Here is an 18,186-nt window from a genome sequence, read left to right as displayed (position 1 = left end):
CCCGCCGACAAGGAACGATCATATGCTGGACCGTCTGCCTTTCCTGATCGGGTTGCGCTACGTGCGCGCCAAGCGTCGCAACCACTTCATCTCCTTCATCTCCCTGACCTCGATGCTGGGACTGACCCTGGGCGTGGCCGTGCTGATCCTGGTGCTGTCCGTGATGAACGGCTTCGACCGCGAGCTGCGCACCCGGGTGCTGGGCATGGTCCCCCATACCCGCATCGAGGTGCCGTCCGGCCTGACCGACTGGCAACCCCTGGCCGAGCGGCTGACCCAGCGCGAGCACGTCATCGGCGCCGCGCCCTATATCCAGCAGCAAGGCATGTTCTCGGTGGGCGGTCGCAACCAGGGGGCGATGGTCAACGGCATCGAGCCCGAGTGGGAGAGCCGGGTGTCGATCGTCGACGAGCACATGCAGCGAGGCAGCCTCGATGACCTGGCGCCCGGGGAGTGGAACGTCGTGCTCGGCTCGCTGCTGGCACGCCAGCTCGGGGTCGGCGTGGGCGACCGCGTGACCCTGCTGGTGCCCGAGGCCTCGATCACCCCCGCCGGGGTCTTTCCCCGCCTCAAGCGCTTTACCGTGAGCGGCATCTTCAGCGTCGGCGCGGACCTGGATGCGAGCCTGGCCTACGCCAACATCGAGGACATGCAGACCCTGGCGCGCATGGGTGACGCCGTGGGTGGCCTGCGCCTCGAGCTGGACGACCTCTTCCAGGCCGGTGGCGTGACCCGGGCGATCATCGACGACCTGGGGCCGGGGTACCGCGGCCTGGACTGGACCTACACCCGGGGCAACCTCTTCCAGGCCATCCAGATGGAGAAGCGCATGATCGCGCTGCTGCTCACCGTGATCATCGCCGTGGCGGCCTTCAATATCGTCTCGACCCTGGTGATGGTGGTCACCGACAAGCACGCCGACATCGCCATCCTGCGCACCATCGGCGCCACGCCTCGCTCGATCATGGGGATCTTCATGGTCCAGGGGCTGGCCATCGGCGTGATCGGCATCCTGGTAGGCGTGGGCCTCGGGGTGCTGCTGGCGCTGACCATCGCCGACATCATCGGCTTCCTCGAGTCCACGCTGGGCATCAGCTTCCTCGACGCCGGGGTCTACTTCATCAGCGAGCTGCCGTCCCAGCTGCTGTGGTCGGATGTGGGCAACATCATCGCCGCGGCCTTCGTGCTGACCTTCCTGTCGACCCTCTACCCGGCCTGGCGTGCGGCCCGGGTCCAGCCCGCCGAGGTGCTGCGCTATGAATGATACCGCCATGACCCCGACCCTCGATCGCCAGCCGCTGCAGGGTGAGGTGATGCTGGAGTGTCGCGGGCTGACCCGCATCTACCGGGAAGGGCCCCGGGACCTCACCGTGCTCGACGAGCTCGAGCTGAGCGTGCGGGCCGGCGAACGCGTGGCCGTGGTCGGCAGTTCGGGCTCCGGCAAGACCACCCTGCTCAATCTGCTGGGGGGGCTCGACCGGCCCAGCCATGGCGAGGTGCGCATCGCCGACCAGTCGCTGCTGGCCATGGGCGATGCCGACCTGGGACGCTTCCGCAATCGCCATATCGGCTTCGTCTACCAGTTTCACCACCTGCTCGCGGAATTCACCGCCCTGGAGAATGCCGCCCTGCCGCTGATCGTGCGCGGGCAGCGCAAGAAGACCGCCGAAGCCCGGGCCCTGGAACTGCTGGCCCGGGTGGGCATGGAAGGGCGGGCCGATCACAAGCCCGGCGAACTCTCCGGCGGCGAGCGCCAGCGGGTGGCCATCGCCCGGGCGCTGGTCACCGACCCCAGCCTGGTGCTGATGGACGAGCCCACCGGCAACCTCGACCAGACCACGGCCGCCAGCATCCTGGCGTTGATGGACGAGCTGGCCGACAGTGCCGCCTGTGCCTTCGTCATCGTCACCCACGACCCTGCCCTGGCGGCTCACCAGGACCGCGTATTGCGCCTGGACGGCGGTCGTCTCTCTCCCCAGTCCGCCCAGGGCTGATCCTTCCCCCCGCTGCCGGCGGGCCCGGCGCTCAGGCGCGCTCGCCGGCCTGGCAGCGGCGGCGACGCAGGGCGCGTCGTTTCCAGCTGCGCGCCACCTGCCAGCGCCAGATCAGCCGGATCACCAAGCTGCCTGCGAGACCCGCCAGCACTGCGGCCATCAGCGACCCCAGCGCCAGGGCCGGGAGGATGTCGAGCATCTGCTCGGCGATCCAGTGAGTGGACAGGCGCTCGGGGACCTCGCGCACGGGAAGGTCCAGCAGCCAGGCGCCGAGGCGGTAATTGCCATAGAAAATCAGGGGCATGGTCAGGGGGTTGGTGATCCACACCAGGCCCACCGAGAGCGGCAGGTTGCAGCGCAGCCCCCAGGCGCCCAGGGCGGCCACCGCCATCTGGAAGGGGATCGGCAGCAGGGCGCTGAACAGGCCCACGAAGAAGGCATTGGCCACGCTTCGCCGGGAGAGCATCCATAGCGAGGGGTTGCCGATCAGGTGCCGGAGAAAGCGCAGGGAGCGCTGGCGCCTGAGGGTCTCGGGGTGGGGCAGGTAGCGCTGCAGGACTCGGCGCGGCATGGGATCGGGCTCGCGGCTTCGATACCCGCGCTATTATCCATACAAGCCGACTGCCTCGCCATGCCGTGCGTCAACGAGGACGTGCCATGGTGCCGATCAGGGACGATGCCATGCGATGCGGACTGGCCATGCCCCTGGCCCTCGCCGCCCTGGGGGGCGTGTTCACGGGCCACCTGGCCGCGACGGTGCTGCTTCAGGCGCTGGGCCTGTTGCTACTGGGACTGGCGGCCGCCCGGCGCGGCCGGGAGGCGCTGCTGGTGCTGGTCATGCTGGCGGTGGCCGTCCAGCTCCTGGAGGTACGTGGCGGCGAGCTGCCCCCCGGGCTGAGCCGCCAGGACCTGCGGCTCGAGGGGCGCCTGCTGGCTGCCACGCGGGAGGGACGCCTTTGGCGCCTGGACCTGGCGGTCAGTGACTGCCGGCCCCTGGCGGCCGACTTGCCGAGCTGCAGCGGACTGTCGCGAGTCCGGCTCAGTGCCTTCGCGGGAACCATTCCGCCGGCTCGCGCTTTCCGGGCCGGAGCGACCTGGCAGTTGGGCGTGCGCCTGCGACCGCCCAGCGGCTTTGCCAATCCCGGCGCCTTCGATTATCGGGCCTGGCTGTGGCGCGAAGGCATCCAGGCGACCGGCTATGTGCGCCGCGCCCCCTCGCCTCGACGACTCTTGCCGGCCTCACCCTCCTGGCGGCAGCGGGCGCTGGTCTGGCTCGACGGCCGCGACCTGCCGCCGCGCCCGGCCCGCTGGCTGGCGGCCCTCACGCTGGGTGCCAGCCAGCGCCTGGCGGCGGCGGACTGGGAGCTGCTCAATGCCAGTGGCACCACCCACCTGATGGTGATCTCGGGGCTCCACGTGGGGCTCGTGGCGGGCTTCGCGTTGTGGCTGAGCCGTGCCCTGGCGTGGTGCCTGACGCCGGCGAGCTGGCGCATGGCCGTATGGCCCTGGTGGATCGCCGCGGCCATGGCGGTGGGCTATGCCGCACTCGCCGGGCTCGAGCCCCCCGCGCTGCGCGCCATGATCATGACCCTGGTGGGACTCTGGGTGGCCAGCGGGCGCCATGCGCCGGGCCCCTGGCAGGCCTGGTGGCTGGCGCTCGGCCTGGTGGTGGTGGCCGATCCGCTGTCGGCCTGGCGACCGGGACTCTGGTTGTCGTTCGTGGCGGTGGCACTGCTGATTATCGCCTGGCAGGGGCGAGCGCGCCCCCGCGGCTGGCGAGGCTGGGTATGGGCCCTGGGGCGCACCCAGCTGCTGCTGGCGCCGTTGATGGCGGCGGCGGTGCTGCTGGCCTTCGGTCGCCTCGCCCCGGCCGGCCCCCTGGTCAACCTGTTCGCCGTGCCGCTGGTCGGCAGCCTGATGGTGCCGCTGGGCCTCGCCGGCTGGCTGCTGGCCTGGGTGCCGCTCCTGGGCGACGCCTGCTGGTGGCTGTTCGCTAAGCTGGCGTCGGGCCTGGCCGTGGTCCTGTCCCGGATCGTGGAACTCCTGCCCCTGTGGCATCCGCCGGCCGCCTGGGGCCTGCCCCTGGCCCTCGGCCTGGGACTGCTCAGCCTGCTGTGGGCCCTGCCCGGCCTGGAGCGTCGCCTGCGCCTGGTCGGCAGCGGCCTGCTGGCGACCCTGCCGCTGTGGCTGGCGGCGCCGGTTCCGGCGCCCGGCACGCTGTGGGTGCGCGTCCACGATGTCGGCCAGGGCCAGCTGGTGAGCCTGCGCACCACCGGCTATCGGGCGCTGGTCGACACTGGGCCGCGCTTCGGCTCGGGCTTCATGCCGCTGACCTCGCTGTGGCCGTCGGGCCAGCACTTCGACGACGTCATTATCGGCCATGCCGACCGGGACCATGCCGGCGGCCTCCCCGGCCTGGTCGCTAACCACCGGGTCGACCGCTACCTGGCGCCCCCGGGCGGCTCCCTGCCGGTGGCCACGACGCCCTGCATCGCGGGGCGCCGTTGGCGACGCGACGGCGTAGAGTTCCGGGTGCTGTGGCCGCCCGAGAAGGTCGCGGGCCTGTCGGACAACGACCGCTCCTGCGTACTGCTGGTCACGGCCGGCGCCCACCGCCTGCTGGTCACCGGCGATGCCGGGCGACGGGTGGAGCGCAGCCTGCTGCCCGGCCTGGACGGCCCCGTGACGGTGCTGGTGGCTGGCCACCACGGCAGCCGCACCAGCTCCGGGGCCGGTTTCGTGCGTCGGGTATCGCCACGCCAGGTGATCTTCAGCGCCGCCCGGGACAACCCCTTCGGCCATCCCGACCCGGAGGTGGTCCGCCGTTTCCGCCGGGCGGGCAGCTGCCTGTGGAGCACGGCCCGGGACGGGGCGGTGACCCTGCGCCTGGGCCACCGGGAGGGGGTGATGGTGGGGGCCGAGAGGCCACCGGCCGGGCGGCACGGCGGTGTCGGAGGCGGCTGCCTTGCGGTAGAATCGCCCCCATCGATACCGGGTATTCGCCGGTGAGGGCGCGAGGGAGGTGACCGCCATATGAACATGATGGAGGCCCTGATCGCCGGGGGCTGGCTGATGGTGCCGTTGCTGGGGTGTTCGGTCGTGGCGATGGTGATCGTCATCGAGCGACTGTGGACCCTGAGGGCCGCGCGCATCGCTCCACAGGGGCTCGGCCAGGAGGTCTGCGCGCTGGTCGACCGGGGGCAGGTGAACCTCTACTGGCTGGAGAGCCATTCGCCCCTCGGCGGCGTGCTGGCGGCCGGCCTGCGCAATGCCCGCTTGGGACACGAGCAGGTGAGGGCGCGCTTCCAGGAGTCGGCCACTGCGGTGGTGCACGACATGGAGCGCTTCCTGAGCCCGCTCGGCACCATCGCCTCGATCACCCCCCTGATCGGCCTGCTGGGCACGGTGGTGGGCATGATCGAGGTGTTCGCGGTGATCGTCGCCAGCGACGGCGTCGAGCGGACCGCCGACCTGGCCGGCGGCATCTCCCAGGCCCTGGTGACCACCGCCGCCGGCCTGACCGTGGCGATTCCCGCCTTGATGTTCCATCGCTATTTCCAGCGCCGTGTGGAGGATATCACCGTGCGGATCGAGGAGCAGGCCGGGCAGGTGGTGGAGTTCCTGGCGCATTACCCGGGGGACCTGACCCTGGCGGAGCGCCACGAGCCCCAGGAGGACGAGCGGCAGGAAGCCGACGGACGCCGTGCGCCGCGGGTGAAGCCCTCATGAGGGTCCCTCGCACGCGACGCGAGCCGGTGGAGGTGAACCTCACCCCGTTGATCGACGTGGTCTTCCTGCTGCTGATCTTCTTCATGGTCTCGACCACCTTCGAGACCCGCCAGGCCCTGGAGCTCGAGTTGCCCAAGAGCGAGACCGGGGTGGCCGCGGAGGTCTCGCCGGTCACCGTGGTGGTCACCGCCAGCGGCGACTACCGGCTGGGCGAGCGGGACCTGGCGCCTGACGAGCTGGCTCAGGTGCTGGCCGGCGAGGCCGAGCGCGCCCGGGAGCAGGGCTTGGTGGTGGAAGCCGATGGCCGTGCCGCCCATGCCGCGGTGGTGCACGTCCTCGACCGAGCCGGTGCCCTGGGCATTCGACAGGTCCGCATTGCCACCGCCGAGGCGACACCCACTGAAGCGGAGACACCGTGATCGAACACTCCGGCTGGACCCTCTACAAGCGCCTGCTGGGCTACGTCAGGCCCCACTGGAAGGCGTTCGCCCTGGCCATCCTCGGCTACGTCATCTATGCCGCCTCGAGCACGGCTCTGGCCGAGATGATGAAGCGCCTGATTGACGGCATCCAGAACCCCGACGCCAGCTTCCGGATGATGCTGCCGCTGTTCGTGGTCGGCATGTTCGCCGCCCGGGGCCTGGGCACCTTCCTCGGTACCTACTTCATGAGCAACGTGGCCCGCAACCTGGTCCACGCCCTGCGCTGCGATGTCTTCAACCACATGCTGCACCTGCCGGGGCGCTTCTTCGACGCACATTCGTCGGGACACCTGATTTCCCGGGTCACCTATCACGTCGAGCAGGTCACCGGCGCGGCGACCAAGGCCATCACCATCCTCCTGCGCGAGGGGCTCTTCGTGATCGGCCTGGTCGCCTACCTGCTGTGGACCAACTGGATGCTGACGCTGCTGTTCCTGGCGGTCACCCCGCTGATCGGGGGGGTGGTCAGCTATGCCAGCAAGCGTTTCCGGCGGATCTCCCGGCGCATCCAGCGCTCCATGGGCGAGGTGACCCATGTGGCCTCCGAGGCGCTGTCCGGCTACCGGGTGGTGCGTACCCACGGCGCCGAGGCCTTCGAGAAGGCCCGCTTCGCCCGGGCCAGCGAGATCAATCGTCGCCAGAGCATGAAAGAGGCCCTGACCAAGGCCACCAGCACGCCGGTGATCCAGCTGCTGGTGGCGTTGTCGCTGGCGGTGCTGGTGTGGCTGGCCATGTCGCCCGCACTGATGGCGGACATGACTCCCGGGGAGTTCGTCGCCTTCATCACTGCGGCATCGCTGATGGCCAAGCCGGTCCGCCAGCTCACCGAGATCAACGCCACCATCCAGAAGGGCATCGCCGCCGCCGGCGAACTCTTCGGTCTGCTGGAGCAGCCGCCGGAGGAGGATCGGGGCACCGTGGAACCGGGGCGCCTCGAGGGACGGGTGCGCTTCGAGGGTGTGCGCTTCGCCTACGGCGAGGACCAGCCGGAAGTGCTCAAGGGCATCGACCTCGAGGTGGCACCCGGCGAGATGGTCGCCATCGTCGGCCGCTCCGGCAGCGGCAAGTCGACCCTGATGGGCCTGCTGCCGCGGTTCTACCGGCCGACCGCCGGCCGTATCCTGATCGATGGCGTGTCCCTCGAGGACTATCGCCTGCTGCCGCTGCGCCGGCAGATCGCCCTGGTGTCCCAGCAGGTGACCCTGTTCAATGCCAGCATCGCCGCCAACATCGCCTATGGAGTGGACGACGCCTCGCCGGGAGCCATCGAGGCCGCGGCACGGGCCGCCCACGCCCACGAGTTCATCGAACGGCTGCCCAATGGCTACGACACCGTGGTGGGCGAGAACGGCGTGATGCTCTCCGGCGGCCAGCGGCAGCGACTGGCCATCGCCCGGGCGATTTTCAAGGACGCGCCGCTGCTGGTCCTCGACGAGGCCACCTCGGCCCTGGATACCGAGTCCGAGCGGCATATCCAGGCGGCCCTCGAGCAAGTCTGCCGGGACCGCACCACCTTCGTCATCGCGCACCGGCTCTCCACCATCGAGCGCGCCGACCGCATCCTGGTGATGGAGCAGGGCGAGATCGTCGAGCAGGGCCCCCATGCCGAGCTGCTGGCCCGTGACGGCGCCTATGCGGCCCTGCACCGCCTGCAGTTCCAGGATCCCCAGCCGGCATGAGCGTGGGAATCGGCGAGCGCTGGCTCCGGGCAGCCTATGCCGGTGCGCCCTGGCTACGGACCCTGCGGCCGCTGGAGGCGCTCTATCGCCTCGCCGTGGCCCGTCGGGCCCGGGCCTACGCCGAGGGCCGCCGCGACGTCTGGCGGGCCCCGGTGCCGGTGGTGGTGGTCGGCAACATCACCCTCGGCGGCACCGGCAAGTCGCCGCTGGTGGCCTGGCTGGCCCGCCACCTGCAGGAGCGGGGCTGGTCGCCCGGCATCCTGTCGCGGGGCTATGGCGGTCGCTCGGCGCACTACCCGCTGTGCCTGACCGACGAGACCCCGGCCGCGGCCAGTGGCGACGAGCCGCGCATGCTGGCCGACCAGACCGGCGTGCCGGTTGTGGTGGACCCGGATCGTCCCCGGGGGGCGCGGCGGTTGCTGGAGAAGGGCTGCGATATGCTGCTCAGTGACGATGGCCTGCAGCATATCGGTCTGGGGCGCGACCTGGAGATCCTGGTGGTGGATGGCCATTGGGGGCTGGGCAACGGCCGCTGCCTGCCGGCCGGGCCGCTCCGCGAGCCGGCGGGGCGCCTCGCCTCGGTGGATGCGGTGGTGATCAACGGCGAACTGCGTCGCCCGCTGCCCACTGCCGGGCATGCCATGACCCTGGAGCCGACCGCCTGGCGGCCGCTGGCCGGCGGCGCGCGGCGCCCGGTTTCGCCGCCGCCGTTTGACGGCGAGGTGCATGCCGTGGCCGGTATCGGCCGTCCGGCGCGCTTCTTCGCCACCCTGCGCGAGTTGGGGCTCGAGGTGCATCCCCATCCCTTCGGCGACCACCATCGCTTCACGGCCGCTGACCTGGCATTCGGCGATGACCTGCCGGTGGTGATGACGGCCAAGGACGCGGTCAAGTGCCGCGACCTGGCCGGTCCCGGAATCTGGGTCCTCGAGGTCGAGGCAGCCCCCGAGCCGGGCTTCGTCGACTGGCTCGACATGCGCCTGGCGGCGCTATGAACATTCGGGCGCACGTCGTACCGGCGGCGCCGACTCTGATCACGGAGGCGTGACACATGGACAAGGAACTGCTGGCGATGCTGGTCTGCCCGTTGTGCAAGGGCAAGCTGAAATACAATCGCGAGGCCCAGGAGCTGATCTGTCGCTTCGACGGTCTGGCCTACCCGGTGCGTGACGGTATCCCGGTCATGCTGCCGGAAGAGGCCCGGGCGCTGGACGTGGACGAGAAACTGCCGCCGTCGGCCGGCCGCGACGGCGAGGCCTGAGGAGGACTCATGCAGGATTTCATCGTCGTGATCCCGGCGCGCTTCGCCTCCACGCGCCTGCCCGGCAAGCCGCTGCTCGAGATCGCCGGGGAGCCGATGGTCGCCCATGTCTGGCGCCAGGCCCAGGCCAGTGCTGCCGCTCGGGTGGTGGTGGCCACCGACGACGAGCGCATCCGTGAGGCGGTGGTCGAGGTTGGTGCCGAGGTGGTGATGACCCGCGACGACCATCCGTCGGGGACCGATCGCCTGGCCGAGGTGGCCGAGCGGCTGGGGCTGGCGGACGAGGCGGTACTGGTCAACGTGCAGGGTGATGAGCCTCTGCTGCCGCCGGCCTTGATCGACCAGGTGGCGAGTCGGCTGTTCGAGGATCCCGGCGCCTCGATCGCCACCCTGGCCGAGCCCATCAGCGATGTCGAGACGCTTTTCAACCCCAATGCGGTGAAGGTGGTCCGCGCCTTGTCGGGACGCGCACTCTACTTCTCCCGGGCACCCATCCCCTGGGACCGTGATGCCTTCGCCGCCCGGCCCGAGCTGCTCGAGACCGATGCCTGGCTGCGCCATATCGGCCTCTATGCCTATCGCGCGGGCTTTCTCGCCGAGTATCGGGACTGGTCGCCGTCGCCCCTGGAGCAGCTCGAGCAGCTCGAGCAGCTGCGCGCCCTGCACCATGGCCATGCCATCCAGGTCGCCCTGGCGAGCCAGCCGCATCCGGCGGGCGTCGATACCAAGGAGGACCTGGAGCGGGTCCGCGAGGCGGTCCGGGCCGCCGGGGGAGGTCGGTGATGCGCGTGCTTTTCGTCTGCCTCGGCAACATCTGCCGGTCGCCCACCGCCGAGGGCATGTTCCGTCGCCACCTCGCCGAGGCGGGCCTCTCCGCGCGCGTCGAGGTCGACTCCTGCGGCATCGGTCCCTGGCACGTAGGCAAGGCGCCGGACTCCCGCGCCCAGCTGGCGGCCGCCGAGCGCGGCCTCGACCTCTCCACCCAGCGAGCCCGCCAGCTGGAGGCGGCCGACTTTGCCCGCTTCGACTACCTGCTGGCCATGGACCAGGACAACCTTGGTGAACTCCGGGCCCGGCGGCCGGCGGATTGTGGCGCCCATATCGGCCTCTTCCTGGACTTCGCCGGCCTGCTGGGCCGGGCGGTCCCCGACCCCTACTATGGTGGCGACCAGGGCTTCGAGGAGGTGCTCGACCTGGTGGAGGCGGCGTCCCTGGGCCTGGTGGAGGCGGTGCGCCGGCGCCTGGAGGCGGACTCTTGAGCCTCGCGCTGCAGCGCGAGGTCGATCTCGCCGGGGCCAACACCCTGGGGTTGCCCTGTATCGCCGAGCGCGTCGCGGCGCCGCGGACCCTGCCCCAGCTGCGGGAGGCGCTGGACCTGGCCAAGGCCCGGGACTGGCCAACCCTGCTGCTCGGCGGCGGCAGCAACCTGATCCTCCCCGAGCGCCTCCCAGGCCTGGTGCTGCGCCCCGCCATGGCCGACTGGTGGCTCGAGGATGACGGCGCCGGGGGGGGCAGGGTGCATGCCGGGGCCGGCGTGGTCTGGCACGAGCTGGTCATGGCCCTGGCCAGGCGCGGCCTCTGGGGCCTCGAGAACCTGGCGCTGATTCCCGGGCATTGCGGCGCAGCGCCGATCCAGAACATCGGCGCCTATGGCGTGGAGCTGTGCGACGTGCTCGAGGCCGTGCACCTGGTGCACCTGGACGATGGCCGCGAGGCCGTCCTGGGCCCCGAGGACTGTGCCTTCGGTTATCGTGACAGCGTCTTCAAGCAGGCCCTGGCGGGGCGGGTGGTGATCACCCGGCTGATCATGCGCCTCTCGCACCGGGCGGCCCCCCGCCTGGCATACGGCGATCTGGCGAGTCGGGTCGGGGCCGCGCCGACGCCCCTCGAGGTGGCCGAGGCGGTCTGCGCCGTGCGCCGCGACAAGCTGCCCGACCCCGCCTCGCTGGGCAACGCCGGCAGCTTCTTCAAGAACCCAGTGGTGTCGTCGGCCGAGGCCGAGCGCCTGCTGCAGGCCCACCCCGACCTGCCGCACTTTCCCCAGCCGAGAGGCCGGGTCAAGCTCGCCGCCGGCTGGCTGATCGACCGCTGCGGGCTCAAGGGCTGGCGCCGCGGGCACTTCGGGGTCCACGATCGTCAGGCGCTGGTCCTGGTCCATCACGGCGGGGGGAGTGCCGAGGAACTGCTGCGCTTCGCCGACGCCGTGGCCGCGGAGGTGCGGGCGCGCTTCGGCATCGCGCTCGAGCGCGAGCCGCGCCTGGCCGAGGCTCGCGCCGGCTAGCCAGGCGCGGCTCGACGCGACAGCGCTCCCTGTAACGACAAACGCCCGTGGCCTTGGCCACGGGCGCTTGTCATCGCCGGACAGGGCCGCGATCAGCCCTTGTTGCCCTCCTGGCGTTTCGCCTCCTGCTCGCGCCGGCGGATCTCCCGCGGGTCATTATGGGCACGGCGGCGACGGCGACGCTCGGCCGGCTTTTCCTCGCTCTTGGCCGCTGCCTCTTGCGACTCGGCCTTGGCTTCTGCCTTGGGCTCAGGCTTGGCCTCTACCTTGGCTTCTGGCTCAGGCTTGGCCTTGGGCTGTTCCGGCTTGGCCTCGGCCTTGGGCTCCGGCTTGGGCTGTTCCGGCTTGGCCTCGGCCTTGGGCTCCGGCTTGGGCTGTTCCGGCTTGGCCTCGGCCTTGGGCTCCGGCTTGGGCTGTTCCGGCTTTGCCTCGACCTTGGCTTCTGCCTTGGGCTCAGGCTTGGCCTCTACCTTGGCTTCTGGCTCAGGCTTGGCCTTGGGCTGTTCCGGCTTGGCCTCTACCTTCGCCTCCGGCTTGGCCTCCGGCTTGGGCTCAGGCTTGGCCTTGGGCTGTTCCGGCTTGGCCTCTACCTTGGCCTCCGGCTTGGCCTCGGCCTTGGGCTCCGGCTTGGGCTGTTCCGGCTTTGCCTCGGCCTTGGGCTCCGGCTTGGCCTCGACCTTGGCTTCCGGCTTGGCCTCGGCCTTGGCCTCGACCTTGGCGTCCGGCTTGGCCTCGGGCTTGGCTTCCGGCTTTGCCTCGACCTTGGCGTCCGGCTTGGCTTCCGCCTTGGGCTCGGGCTTGGCTTCTGCCTTGGGCTCGGGCTTGGCTTCTGCCTTGGGCTCGGGCTTGGCTTCTGCCTTGGGCTCGGCCTGCTGCCCGGTCTTCGCCGGGGCCTCGGCCTCGCCGGTGGCGGCCTGGTCAGCCTCGGCCTGCAGGCGCTGTTGCTCGGCTTCGGCCTGGGGGTTCAGCGCATGCTGGCGGCTCCGCCGACGCGGGTTGTTGCGCGTGCGCCTGGGCTTGGCATCGGCGCTGGCGGCTTCTGTCGGTGCCTCGGCCTTCTGGGGGGCCGAAGTGGCCGCGGTGTCGGCCTTGGCGCGTTCCCCGGCGGTGTCCTGGGGCTTGCGGGCCTCCTGGGGCTTGCCCCGGCCATCCTGGCCCTTGCGGGCCTCCTGGGACTTGCGGGCGTCCTGGGGCTTGCGGCTGTCATCCTGACGACGACCGCGACCGCCGCGGTTGCCGCGGCCCTGGCTCTCCGCCTGCTCCGGCTTTTCCTCGGCGACCTGACGCCCCTTGGGCGACCGGCTGTCGTCGCGGCCACCTTCGCCGCGCTCGGGGCGCTGGCCACGGCGCTGCCGCTGGCGGCCATTGCCGCCGGGGGCCTTGTCGTCACGCTCCCGGGCGCCGCCGGCGGGGCGGGAATCCCGGGCCTTGCGCTCCTCGCCCTGGCGCGGCGTGGCCGGCTGGGCCGCCGCCGACCCACTGGGCTCCTCGCCGCCGAGCAGGCGGGTGAAGCCCTTCACCAGACGGCCCAGTACCCCTTCCCGGCTGGCCGGGGCAGGTTGGGGCGCCGGGGCTGGCCTGGCGGCCGCGGCCGGTTTCTCGTCGGCCCCCTTGGCGGGGGGCTCCTGCTGCAGCGAGGCGGGTGCCGGTTCGTGGTGAACCACGGTCTTGACCGCCGCCTCGTCCCGCTTGACCGGCTTGCCGAAGGCCGCCTCGGGCTCCTTGCCGATCTCGGTCTCGGTGGGCAGTTCGAAGCTGGACGCACCTGTCGTGCCTTCCTCGTCGACATGGTCGTCACGCAGGCGCTGCACGTCGAAATGGGGGGTGTCCATGTCCGGGTTGGGAAGCAGCACCACGCGCACGCCCTGGCGGCGTTCGATCTCGGCCAGCACGGCGCGCTTCTCGTTGAGCAGGTAGGTGGCCACCGGCACCGGCAGGATGGCGCGGATCTGGGCGCTGCGCTCCTTCATGGCCTCCTCCTCGATGAGGCGCATGACCGACAGCGAGAGGGAGCGCACGTCGCGGATGGTACCCTGGCCGTCGCAGCGGGGGCAGACCACGCCGCTGGTCTCGCCGAGCGACGGGCGCAGGCGCTGGCGGGACATCTCCATCAGGCCGAAGCGCGAGATGCGGCCGATCTGCACCCGGGCGCGGTCGAGCTTGAGGGCGTCGCGCATGCGGTTCTCGACCTCGCGCTGGTTGCGCGCCGGGCTCATGTCGATGAAGTCGATGACCACCAGGCCGCCGATGTCGCGCAGGCGCAGCTGGCGAGCGATCTCGTCGGCGGCCTCGCTGTTGGTCTGCAGGGCCGTCTCCTCGATATCACTGCCGCGGGTCGCCCGGGCGGAGTTGATGTCGATGGAGACCAGTGCCTCGGTGTGGTCGATGACGATGGAGCCGCCAGAGGGCAGCTTGACCTCGCGCTCGTAGGCGGTCTCGATCTGGGACTCGATCTGGAAACGCGAGAACAGCGGCACCTCGTCGGCGTAGCGCTTGATCTTCTGCTGGTAGGAGGGCATCACCTGGCGGATGAAGGCCAGGGCTTCCTGGTGCACCTGCTCGCTGTCGATCAGCACCTCGCCGATGTCCTGGCGCAGGTAGTCGCGCATGGCGCGGATGATGACGTTGGATTCCCGATAGATCAGGAAGGGGGCGGGGCGCTTGCCGGCCTCCTCGGTGACCGACTCCCACACCTGCACCAGGTAGTCGAGGTCCCACTGCAGCTCCTCGGTGGAACGGCCGATGCCGGCGGTGCGCACGATCAGGCCCATCTTGTCGGGCACGGTCAGCTGGCTCATGGCTTCCTTGAGCTGGCTGCGCTCCTCGCCCTCGATGCGCCGGGAGATGCCGCCGGCCCGGGCGTTGTTCGGCATCAGCACCAGGAAGCGGCCGGCCAGGCTGATGAAGGTGGTCAGGGCCGCCCCCTTGTTGCCACGCTCCTCCTTGTCGACCTGGACGATGACTTCCTGGCCTTCCTTGAGCACTTCCTTGATGCTGGGGCGGCCCGAGGGCTCCTTGACGAAGTACTCGCGTGAGATTTCCTTGAGGGGGAGGAAGCCGTGGCGCTCGGCGCCGAAATCGACGAAGGCGGCTTCGAGGGAGGGCTCCACGCGGGTGATCTTGCCGCGATAGATGTTGGCTTTCTTCTGCTCCCGGGCACCGGATTCGATGTCCAGGTCGTAGAGGCGTTGTCCATCGACCAGGGCGACGCGCAGCTCTTCGGGCTGGGTCGCGTTGATGAGCATCCGTTTCATGTCGTCTCGCAAAATGGACGCGCCGGTGGGCGCCCAGGGAGCCTCTCTCACCTGATACCGACCGGTGGCGAGGCCCGGTTTCCGGCCAATGTCGTGCGATCCCGATTATTCGATAGCGTGCTATTCGTCTCGGGGACCACCAAACTTGTCTCGAAATCCAGGCCTCTCACGGCAATCGGTCAAGCCCGAGAGGCTTCCGTGCATCGGCGAAGGCGAACCGCTGGGTGCTGCGTGCTTGTGCTCAGCGCATGTCGCGGATGCGTATCTGCGCCCGGCCGTGTCGAGGCTCCGGAGGAGGCCGCCCGGCACGGCGTGATCATGTTGAGTACGGGGCGGAGGCAGGACGTGTCTCGGCGGGTCTTCGCCCATCCGGCCCTGCGGTCACCGCCAACACCTGGCAGTCATCGATTCGCCAACGCCGGCCTCCGGCACGATGTTGTACGTATCCCGTGACGCCGCCCGTTCATCGGGGCGGGGCGGGCGTGGCGTTGTATCGCTTGCTTGTCGGCGGCGGGACCTCGAGTCGTTGAGTGTCGTCGCGGCCTGATCTTTTCGCCCCGGCCTGCGTGTCTGTCGTGCAGGCGCTCGAACGGGCCAGAGTCGGCCCACTGGAGCGAGCTGGCAATATAACAGTAAAGGGGGTAGCCAGCAATTGGGCGGCAGGATGGCGTGTACTGCGATAGAATGCGGCTTTTACGCAGGTTGCCAGTGGAGTGTCGGCATGGCCGAGGGCCGCGAAGTACAGTGGGTGGAAGTGACCGAGGGCCAAGTAGGTCAGCGGGTCGACAACTTCCTGATAACGCGCATGAAGGGAGCGCCCCGGGCGCTGATCTATCGTGTCGTGCGCAAGGGCGAAGTGCGCGTGAACAAGAAGCGCGTCAAGGCTGACACCCGCCTCGCGCTGGGCGACGTGGTGCGCATTCCGCCGCTCAAGCTGGCCCCTCGGGAAGCGGTGCGCGAAGTCAGCGACAATTTGCGCAACCTGCTGGCCGGCAGCGTGCTGCTGGAAGGCCGTGACTGGCTGGTGATCAACAAGCCATCGGGGCTCGCCGTGCACGGCGGCAGCGGGGTCAAGATCGGCCTGATCGAGGCCCTGCGCCAGGTTCGCGAGGACCTGGACTTTCTCGAGCTGGTCCATCGACTCGATCGCGATACCTCGGGCTGCCTGTTGCTGGCGAAGTCGCGCCCCGCTCTGCTGACCCTGAACACTGCGCTCAAGGGGCACGAGATGACCAAGCAGTACCTGGCGCTGGTGGCCGGGCGCTGGCCGGCGCGGCGTGACTTCGTCAGCGCGCGGCTGGATCGCTTCGACGCCGGCAACGGTGAGCGGCGGGTGCGGGTGGAGCCGGCCGGCAAGGTGGCCCGTACCCGCTTCGCCGTGCGCGAGGCCTTCGCCGGCGCGACCTTGGTCGAGGCGGAGCCGATCACCGGCCGTACCCACCAGATCCGGGTGCATGCCGCCCATGCCGGCCACCCCCTGCTCGGCGACGACAAGTACGGCAGCCGGGAAGGTGGGCGTCTCGCCGCCCGGCTGGGGCTGTCGCGGCTCTTCCTGCATGCCGCCGCGCTGACCTTTCCCGAACCCACCAGCGGCAAGCCCGTGAAGATTCGCGCCCCCCTGGGTGAGGAACTCGATGCGGTGCTCGCTCGCGCCCGCCAGACTCGCTGAGGGAGTGCCCATGCGCTATCGACTGATGATCTTCGACTGGGACGGCACCCTGATGGATTCGGTGGCTCGCATCGTCACCTGCATGCAGGCCGCGGGCCGTGATATCGGCTGGGGGGAGTTCGGCGAGGACAGCGTGCGAGACATCATCGGCCTGGGCCTCCCGGAGGCCATCGAGCGGCTCTGCCCGGGCATCGACCCCGAGCGTGCCGAGGCCTTGCGGCGGCGTTATGCCTACCACTTCGTCGAGGGCGATGTCACCCCGACACCTTTCTATCCCGGGGTCGCCGAGGGACTGGCCCGGCTGCGTGCCCATGACGCGTCCCGCCTGGCGGTGGCGACCGGCAAGAGCCGCCGCGGGCTGGACCGGATCTTCCGTGAGAGCGATTGCGGCCACTGGTTCCATGCCAGCCGCACCGCCGACGAGACCCGCTCCAAGCCTCATCCCCGGATGCTGGAAGAGCTGCTGGAGGAGCTCGGCGTGGCGGTGGAGGAGGCGGTAATGATCGGCGACACCGAATATGACCTGGAGATGGCCCGGGCCCTGGGCATGGATCGTGTGGCCGTGACCTATGGCGTTCACGCGCCGCAGCGCCTGGCGGCGAGCCGGCCGGTGTTCACCGCCGAGGCCTTTCCCGAACTCATCGACTGGCTGCACGCCTGAACGGCGGCAGGGAGGCAAGCATTTCATGGCCGACGACCGACGTGACGACAAGTGGACTCAGGGGCCCGAGCTCACCGCCGAGCAGGCTCGCCAGGCCGGGGATGCTCAGCCGGCGCCGGGCGAGGCGGCGGAGGATGCCGAGACACTGCGCGAGCGCCGACGCCTCGCCCAGCAGGCGATGCTCGATCGCTGGATCGAGGGGGTGCTCACCGAGCAGCGGCGTTCGCGGCGCTGGAAGCTGTTCTTTCGCTTCTTCTTCGCCCTGCTGATCCTGTCCTCGCTGGCCACTACCTTCTATGGGCTCTTCCTGGTGCCGGGGCCGGTGGGGGCGGAGGGCCCGCACCTGGGGGTGGTGCGCGTGGAGGGTGTCATCGACCGCGAGTCTCCGGCCAGCGCCGAGCGGATCCTCGACGGGGTCGAGCGGGCCTGGAAGGCTCCCGGGGCCGAGGCCGTGGTACTGCACATCGACAGTCCCGGCGGCAGTCCGGTCCAGTCCCAGCGCATCTATGACGAGCTGATGCGTCTTCGCGCCTCGGGCGACAAACCGATCATTGCGGTGATCGAGGATATCGGCGCCAGTGGCGCCTACTATATCGCCGCCGCGGCGGACGAGATCATCGCCGCCCCGGCCAGCCTGGTCGGTTCCATTGGGGTGATCCACGCCGGCTTCGGCTTCGGGGAGGCCATCGACCGGCTCGGCGTGGAGCGACGGGTCTTCACGGCCGGCGACAACAAGGCCTTCCTCGATCCCTTCTCGGACATCTCGGCCGACCAGCGGGCATTCTGGCAGGAGGTGCTCGCCACCACCCATCGGCAGTTCATCGAGGACGTCAAGGCTGGCCGGGGGCAGCGGCTGGCCGATGACGAGCGGCTATTCAGCGGCCTGATCTGGACCGGCGAGCAGGCTCGCACGCTGGGGCTGGTGGATGACCTCGATAGCCTCGACGGCATCGCCCGGGCCCGCCTGGGGACGCCGCGGGTCAAGGACTACACTCCGCGGCTCGACCCCCTCGAGCGGCTGTCACGGCGTTTCGGGCGCGTCGTCGCCGAGTGGGTCGGGGTGCCACGGGCCGATTCGCCGCTGCGTTATCAGCTCGCCCCCTAGGGGGCTTGAAGATCGTCCGCTTCGCGGACGCAAGCTCGAAGCTGGAAGAACTCCCTTGGCCCGGTTCTGGA

General features: G+C 70.3%; 16 protein-coding genes. 14 read left to right on the top strand and 2 right to left on the bottom strand.

Annotated elements, in window-relative coordinates:
- The first annotated feature begins 22 nt into the window (after positions 1–22).
- Together EKG36_RS04650 and EKG36_RS04645 are read left to right on the top strand one after the other, a co-directional pair.
- Positions 23–1,264 (top strand): lipoprotein-releasing ABC transporter permease subunit, encoded by a 1,242-nt coding sequence (locus tag EKG36_RS04650; protein WP_126481508.1) that lies wholly within the window; start codon positions 23–25, stop codon positions 1,262–1,264.
- Positions 1,257–1,994, top strand: coding sequence for an ABC transporter ATP-binding protein (locus EKG36_RS04645; protein WP_126481506.1), 738 nt, complete (start codon positions 1,257–1,259; stop codon positions 1,992–1,994). The genes EKG36_RS04650 and EKG36_RS04645 overlap by 8 nt, the downstream gene beginning before the upstream one ends.
- A 31-nt stretch (positions 1,995–2,025) precedes the next feature.
- On the opposite strand, the gene EKG36_RS04640 is transcribed toward EKG36_RS04645, so the two are convergent.
- Positions 2,026–2,565, bottom strand: a complete 540-nt coding sequence (locus EKG36_RS04640; protein ID WP_126481504.1) for a DUF2062 domain-containing protein — start codon at positions 2,563–2,565, stop codon at positions 2,026–2,028.
- 86 nt (positions 2,566–2,651) lie between these two features.
- On the opposite strand from EKG36_RS04640, the gene EKG36_RS04635 reads away from it, so the two are divergent.
- The 9 genes from EKG36_RS04635 to murB are packed head-to-tail and all read left to right on the top strand — an operon-like array spanning position 2,652 to position 11,426.
- Complete coding sequence (locus tag EKG36_RS04635; protein ID WP_246007433.1) at positions 2,652–5,003, top strand: DNA internalization-related competence protein ComEC/Rec2; 2,352 nt, start codon at positions 2,652–2,654, stop codon at positions 5,001–5,003.
- Positions 5,004–5,027: 24 nt separating this feature from the next.
- Positions 5,028–5,723, top strand: coding sequence for a MotA/TolQ/ExbB proton channel family protein (locus EKG36_RS04630; protein WP_185827484.1), 696 nt, complete (start codon positions 5,028–5,030; stop codon positions 5,721–5,723).
- Complete coding sequence (locus EKG36_RS04625; protein WP_126481502.1) at positions 5,720–6,142, top strand: ExbD/TolR family protein; 423 nt, start codon at positions 5,720–5,722, stop codon at positions 6,140–6,142. Before EKG36_RS04630 ends, EKG36_RS04625 begins: the two co-directional genes overlap by 4 nt.
- Positions 6,142–7,884, top strand: a complete 1,743-nt coding sequence (msbA, locus tag EKG36_RS04620; RefSeq protein WP_126481676.1) for a lipid A export permease/ATP-binding protein MsbA — start codon at positions 6,142–6,144, stop codon at positions 7,882–7,884. Before EKG36_RS04625 ends, msbA begins: the two co-directional genes overlap by 1 nt.
- A complete protein-coding gene (gene lpxK / locus EKG36_RS04615) occupies positions 7,881–8,879 on the top strand; it encodes a tetraacyldisaccharide 4'-kinase (protein WP_126481500.1) in 999 nt (332 codons plus the stop codon). The genes msbA and lpxK overlap by 4 nt, the downstream gene beginning before the upstream one ends.
- Positions 8,880–8,935: 56 nt before the next feature.
- Positions 8,936–9,145, top strand: coding sequence for a Trm112 family protein (locus EKG36_RS04610; protein ID WP_126481498.1), 210 nt, complete (start codon positions 8,936–8,938; stop codon positions 9,143–9,145).
- A 9-nt stretch (positions 9,146–9,154) separates the two neighbouring features.
- A complete protein-coding gene (gene kdsB / locus EKG36_RS04605; RefSeq protein WP_126481496.1) occupies positions 9,155–9,928 on the top strand; it encodes a 3-deoxy-manno-octulosonate cytidylyltransferase in 774 nt (257 codons plus the stop codon).
- Positions 9,928–10,404, top strand: coding sequence for a low molecular weight protein-tyrosine-phosphatase (locus tag EKG36_RS04600; RefSeq protein WP_126481494.1), 477 nt, complete (start codon positions 9,928–9,930; stop codon positions 10,402–10,404). The genes kdsB and EKG36_RS04600 overlap by 1 nt, the downstream gene beginning before the upstream one ends.
- Entirely contained in the window at positions 10,401–11,426 is a 1,026-nt protein-coding gene (murB, locus tag EKG36_RS04595) for a UDP-N-acetylmuramate dehydrogenase (RefSeq protein ID WP_126481492.1), read from the top strand. The genes EKG36_RS04600 and murB overlap by 4 nt, the downstream gene beginning before the upstream one ends.
- A 92-nt stretch (positions 11,427–11,518) precedes the next feature.
- Here murB and rne read toward each other — a convergent pair whose 3' ends face one another.
- Positions 11,519–14,680 carry a ribonuclease E gene (rne, locus tag EKG36_RS04590; RefSeq protein ID WP_126481490.1) on the bottom strand — a complete coding sequence of 1,054 codons (3,162 nt, stop codon included), beginning with the start codon at positions 14,678–14,680 and terminating at the stop codon, positions 11,519–11,521.
- Positions 14,681–15,401: 721 nt separating this feature from the next.
- Between rne and EKG36_RS04585 the strand changes: the two genes are divergently transcribed.
- From EKG36_RS04585 to EKG36_RS04575, 3 genes are read left to right on the top strand one after another with little or no spacing between them, the layout of a single operon-like run.
- Complete coding sequence (locus tag EKG36_RS04585) at positions 15,402–16,349, top strand: RluA family pseudouridine synthase (protein ID WP_126481488.1); 948 nt, start codon at positions 15,402–15,404, stop codon at positions 16,347–16,349.
- Positions 16,350–16,359: 10 nt separating this feature from the next.
- The gene (locus EKG36_RS04580) at positions 16,360–17,010 is read left to right on the top strand and encodes an HAD family hydrolase (protein WP_126481486.1); all 651 of its coding nucleotides are present in this window, start codon (positions 16,360–16,362) and stop codon (positions 17,008–17,010) included.
- 25 nt (positions 17,011–17,035) lie between these two features.
- The gene (locus tag EKG36_RS04575) at positions 17,036–18,115 is read left to right on the top strand and encodes a S49 family peptidase (RefSeq protein ID WP_126481484.1); all 1,080 of its coding nucleotides are present in this window, start codon (positions 17,036–17,038) and stop codon (positions 18,113–18,115) included.
- Positions 18,116–18,186 lie beyond the last annotated feature (71 nt).

Origin of the sequence: Halomonas nitroreducens (assembly GCF_003966155.1) — a bacterium.
Taxonomy (GTDB): Bacteria; Pseudomonadota; Gammaproteobacteria; order Pseudomonadales; family Halomonadaceae; genus Halomonas; species Halomonas nitroreducens.
The sequence above is the reverse complement of the archived record's forward strand: the minus strand, read 5'-3'. Positions and strand labels throughout refer to the sequence as shown.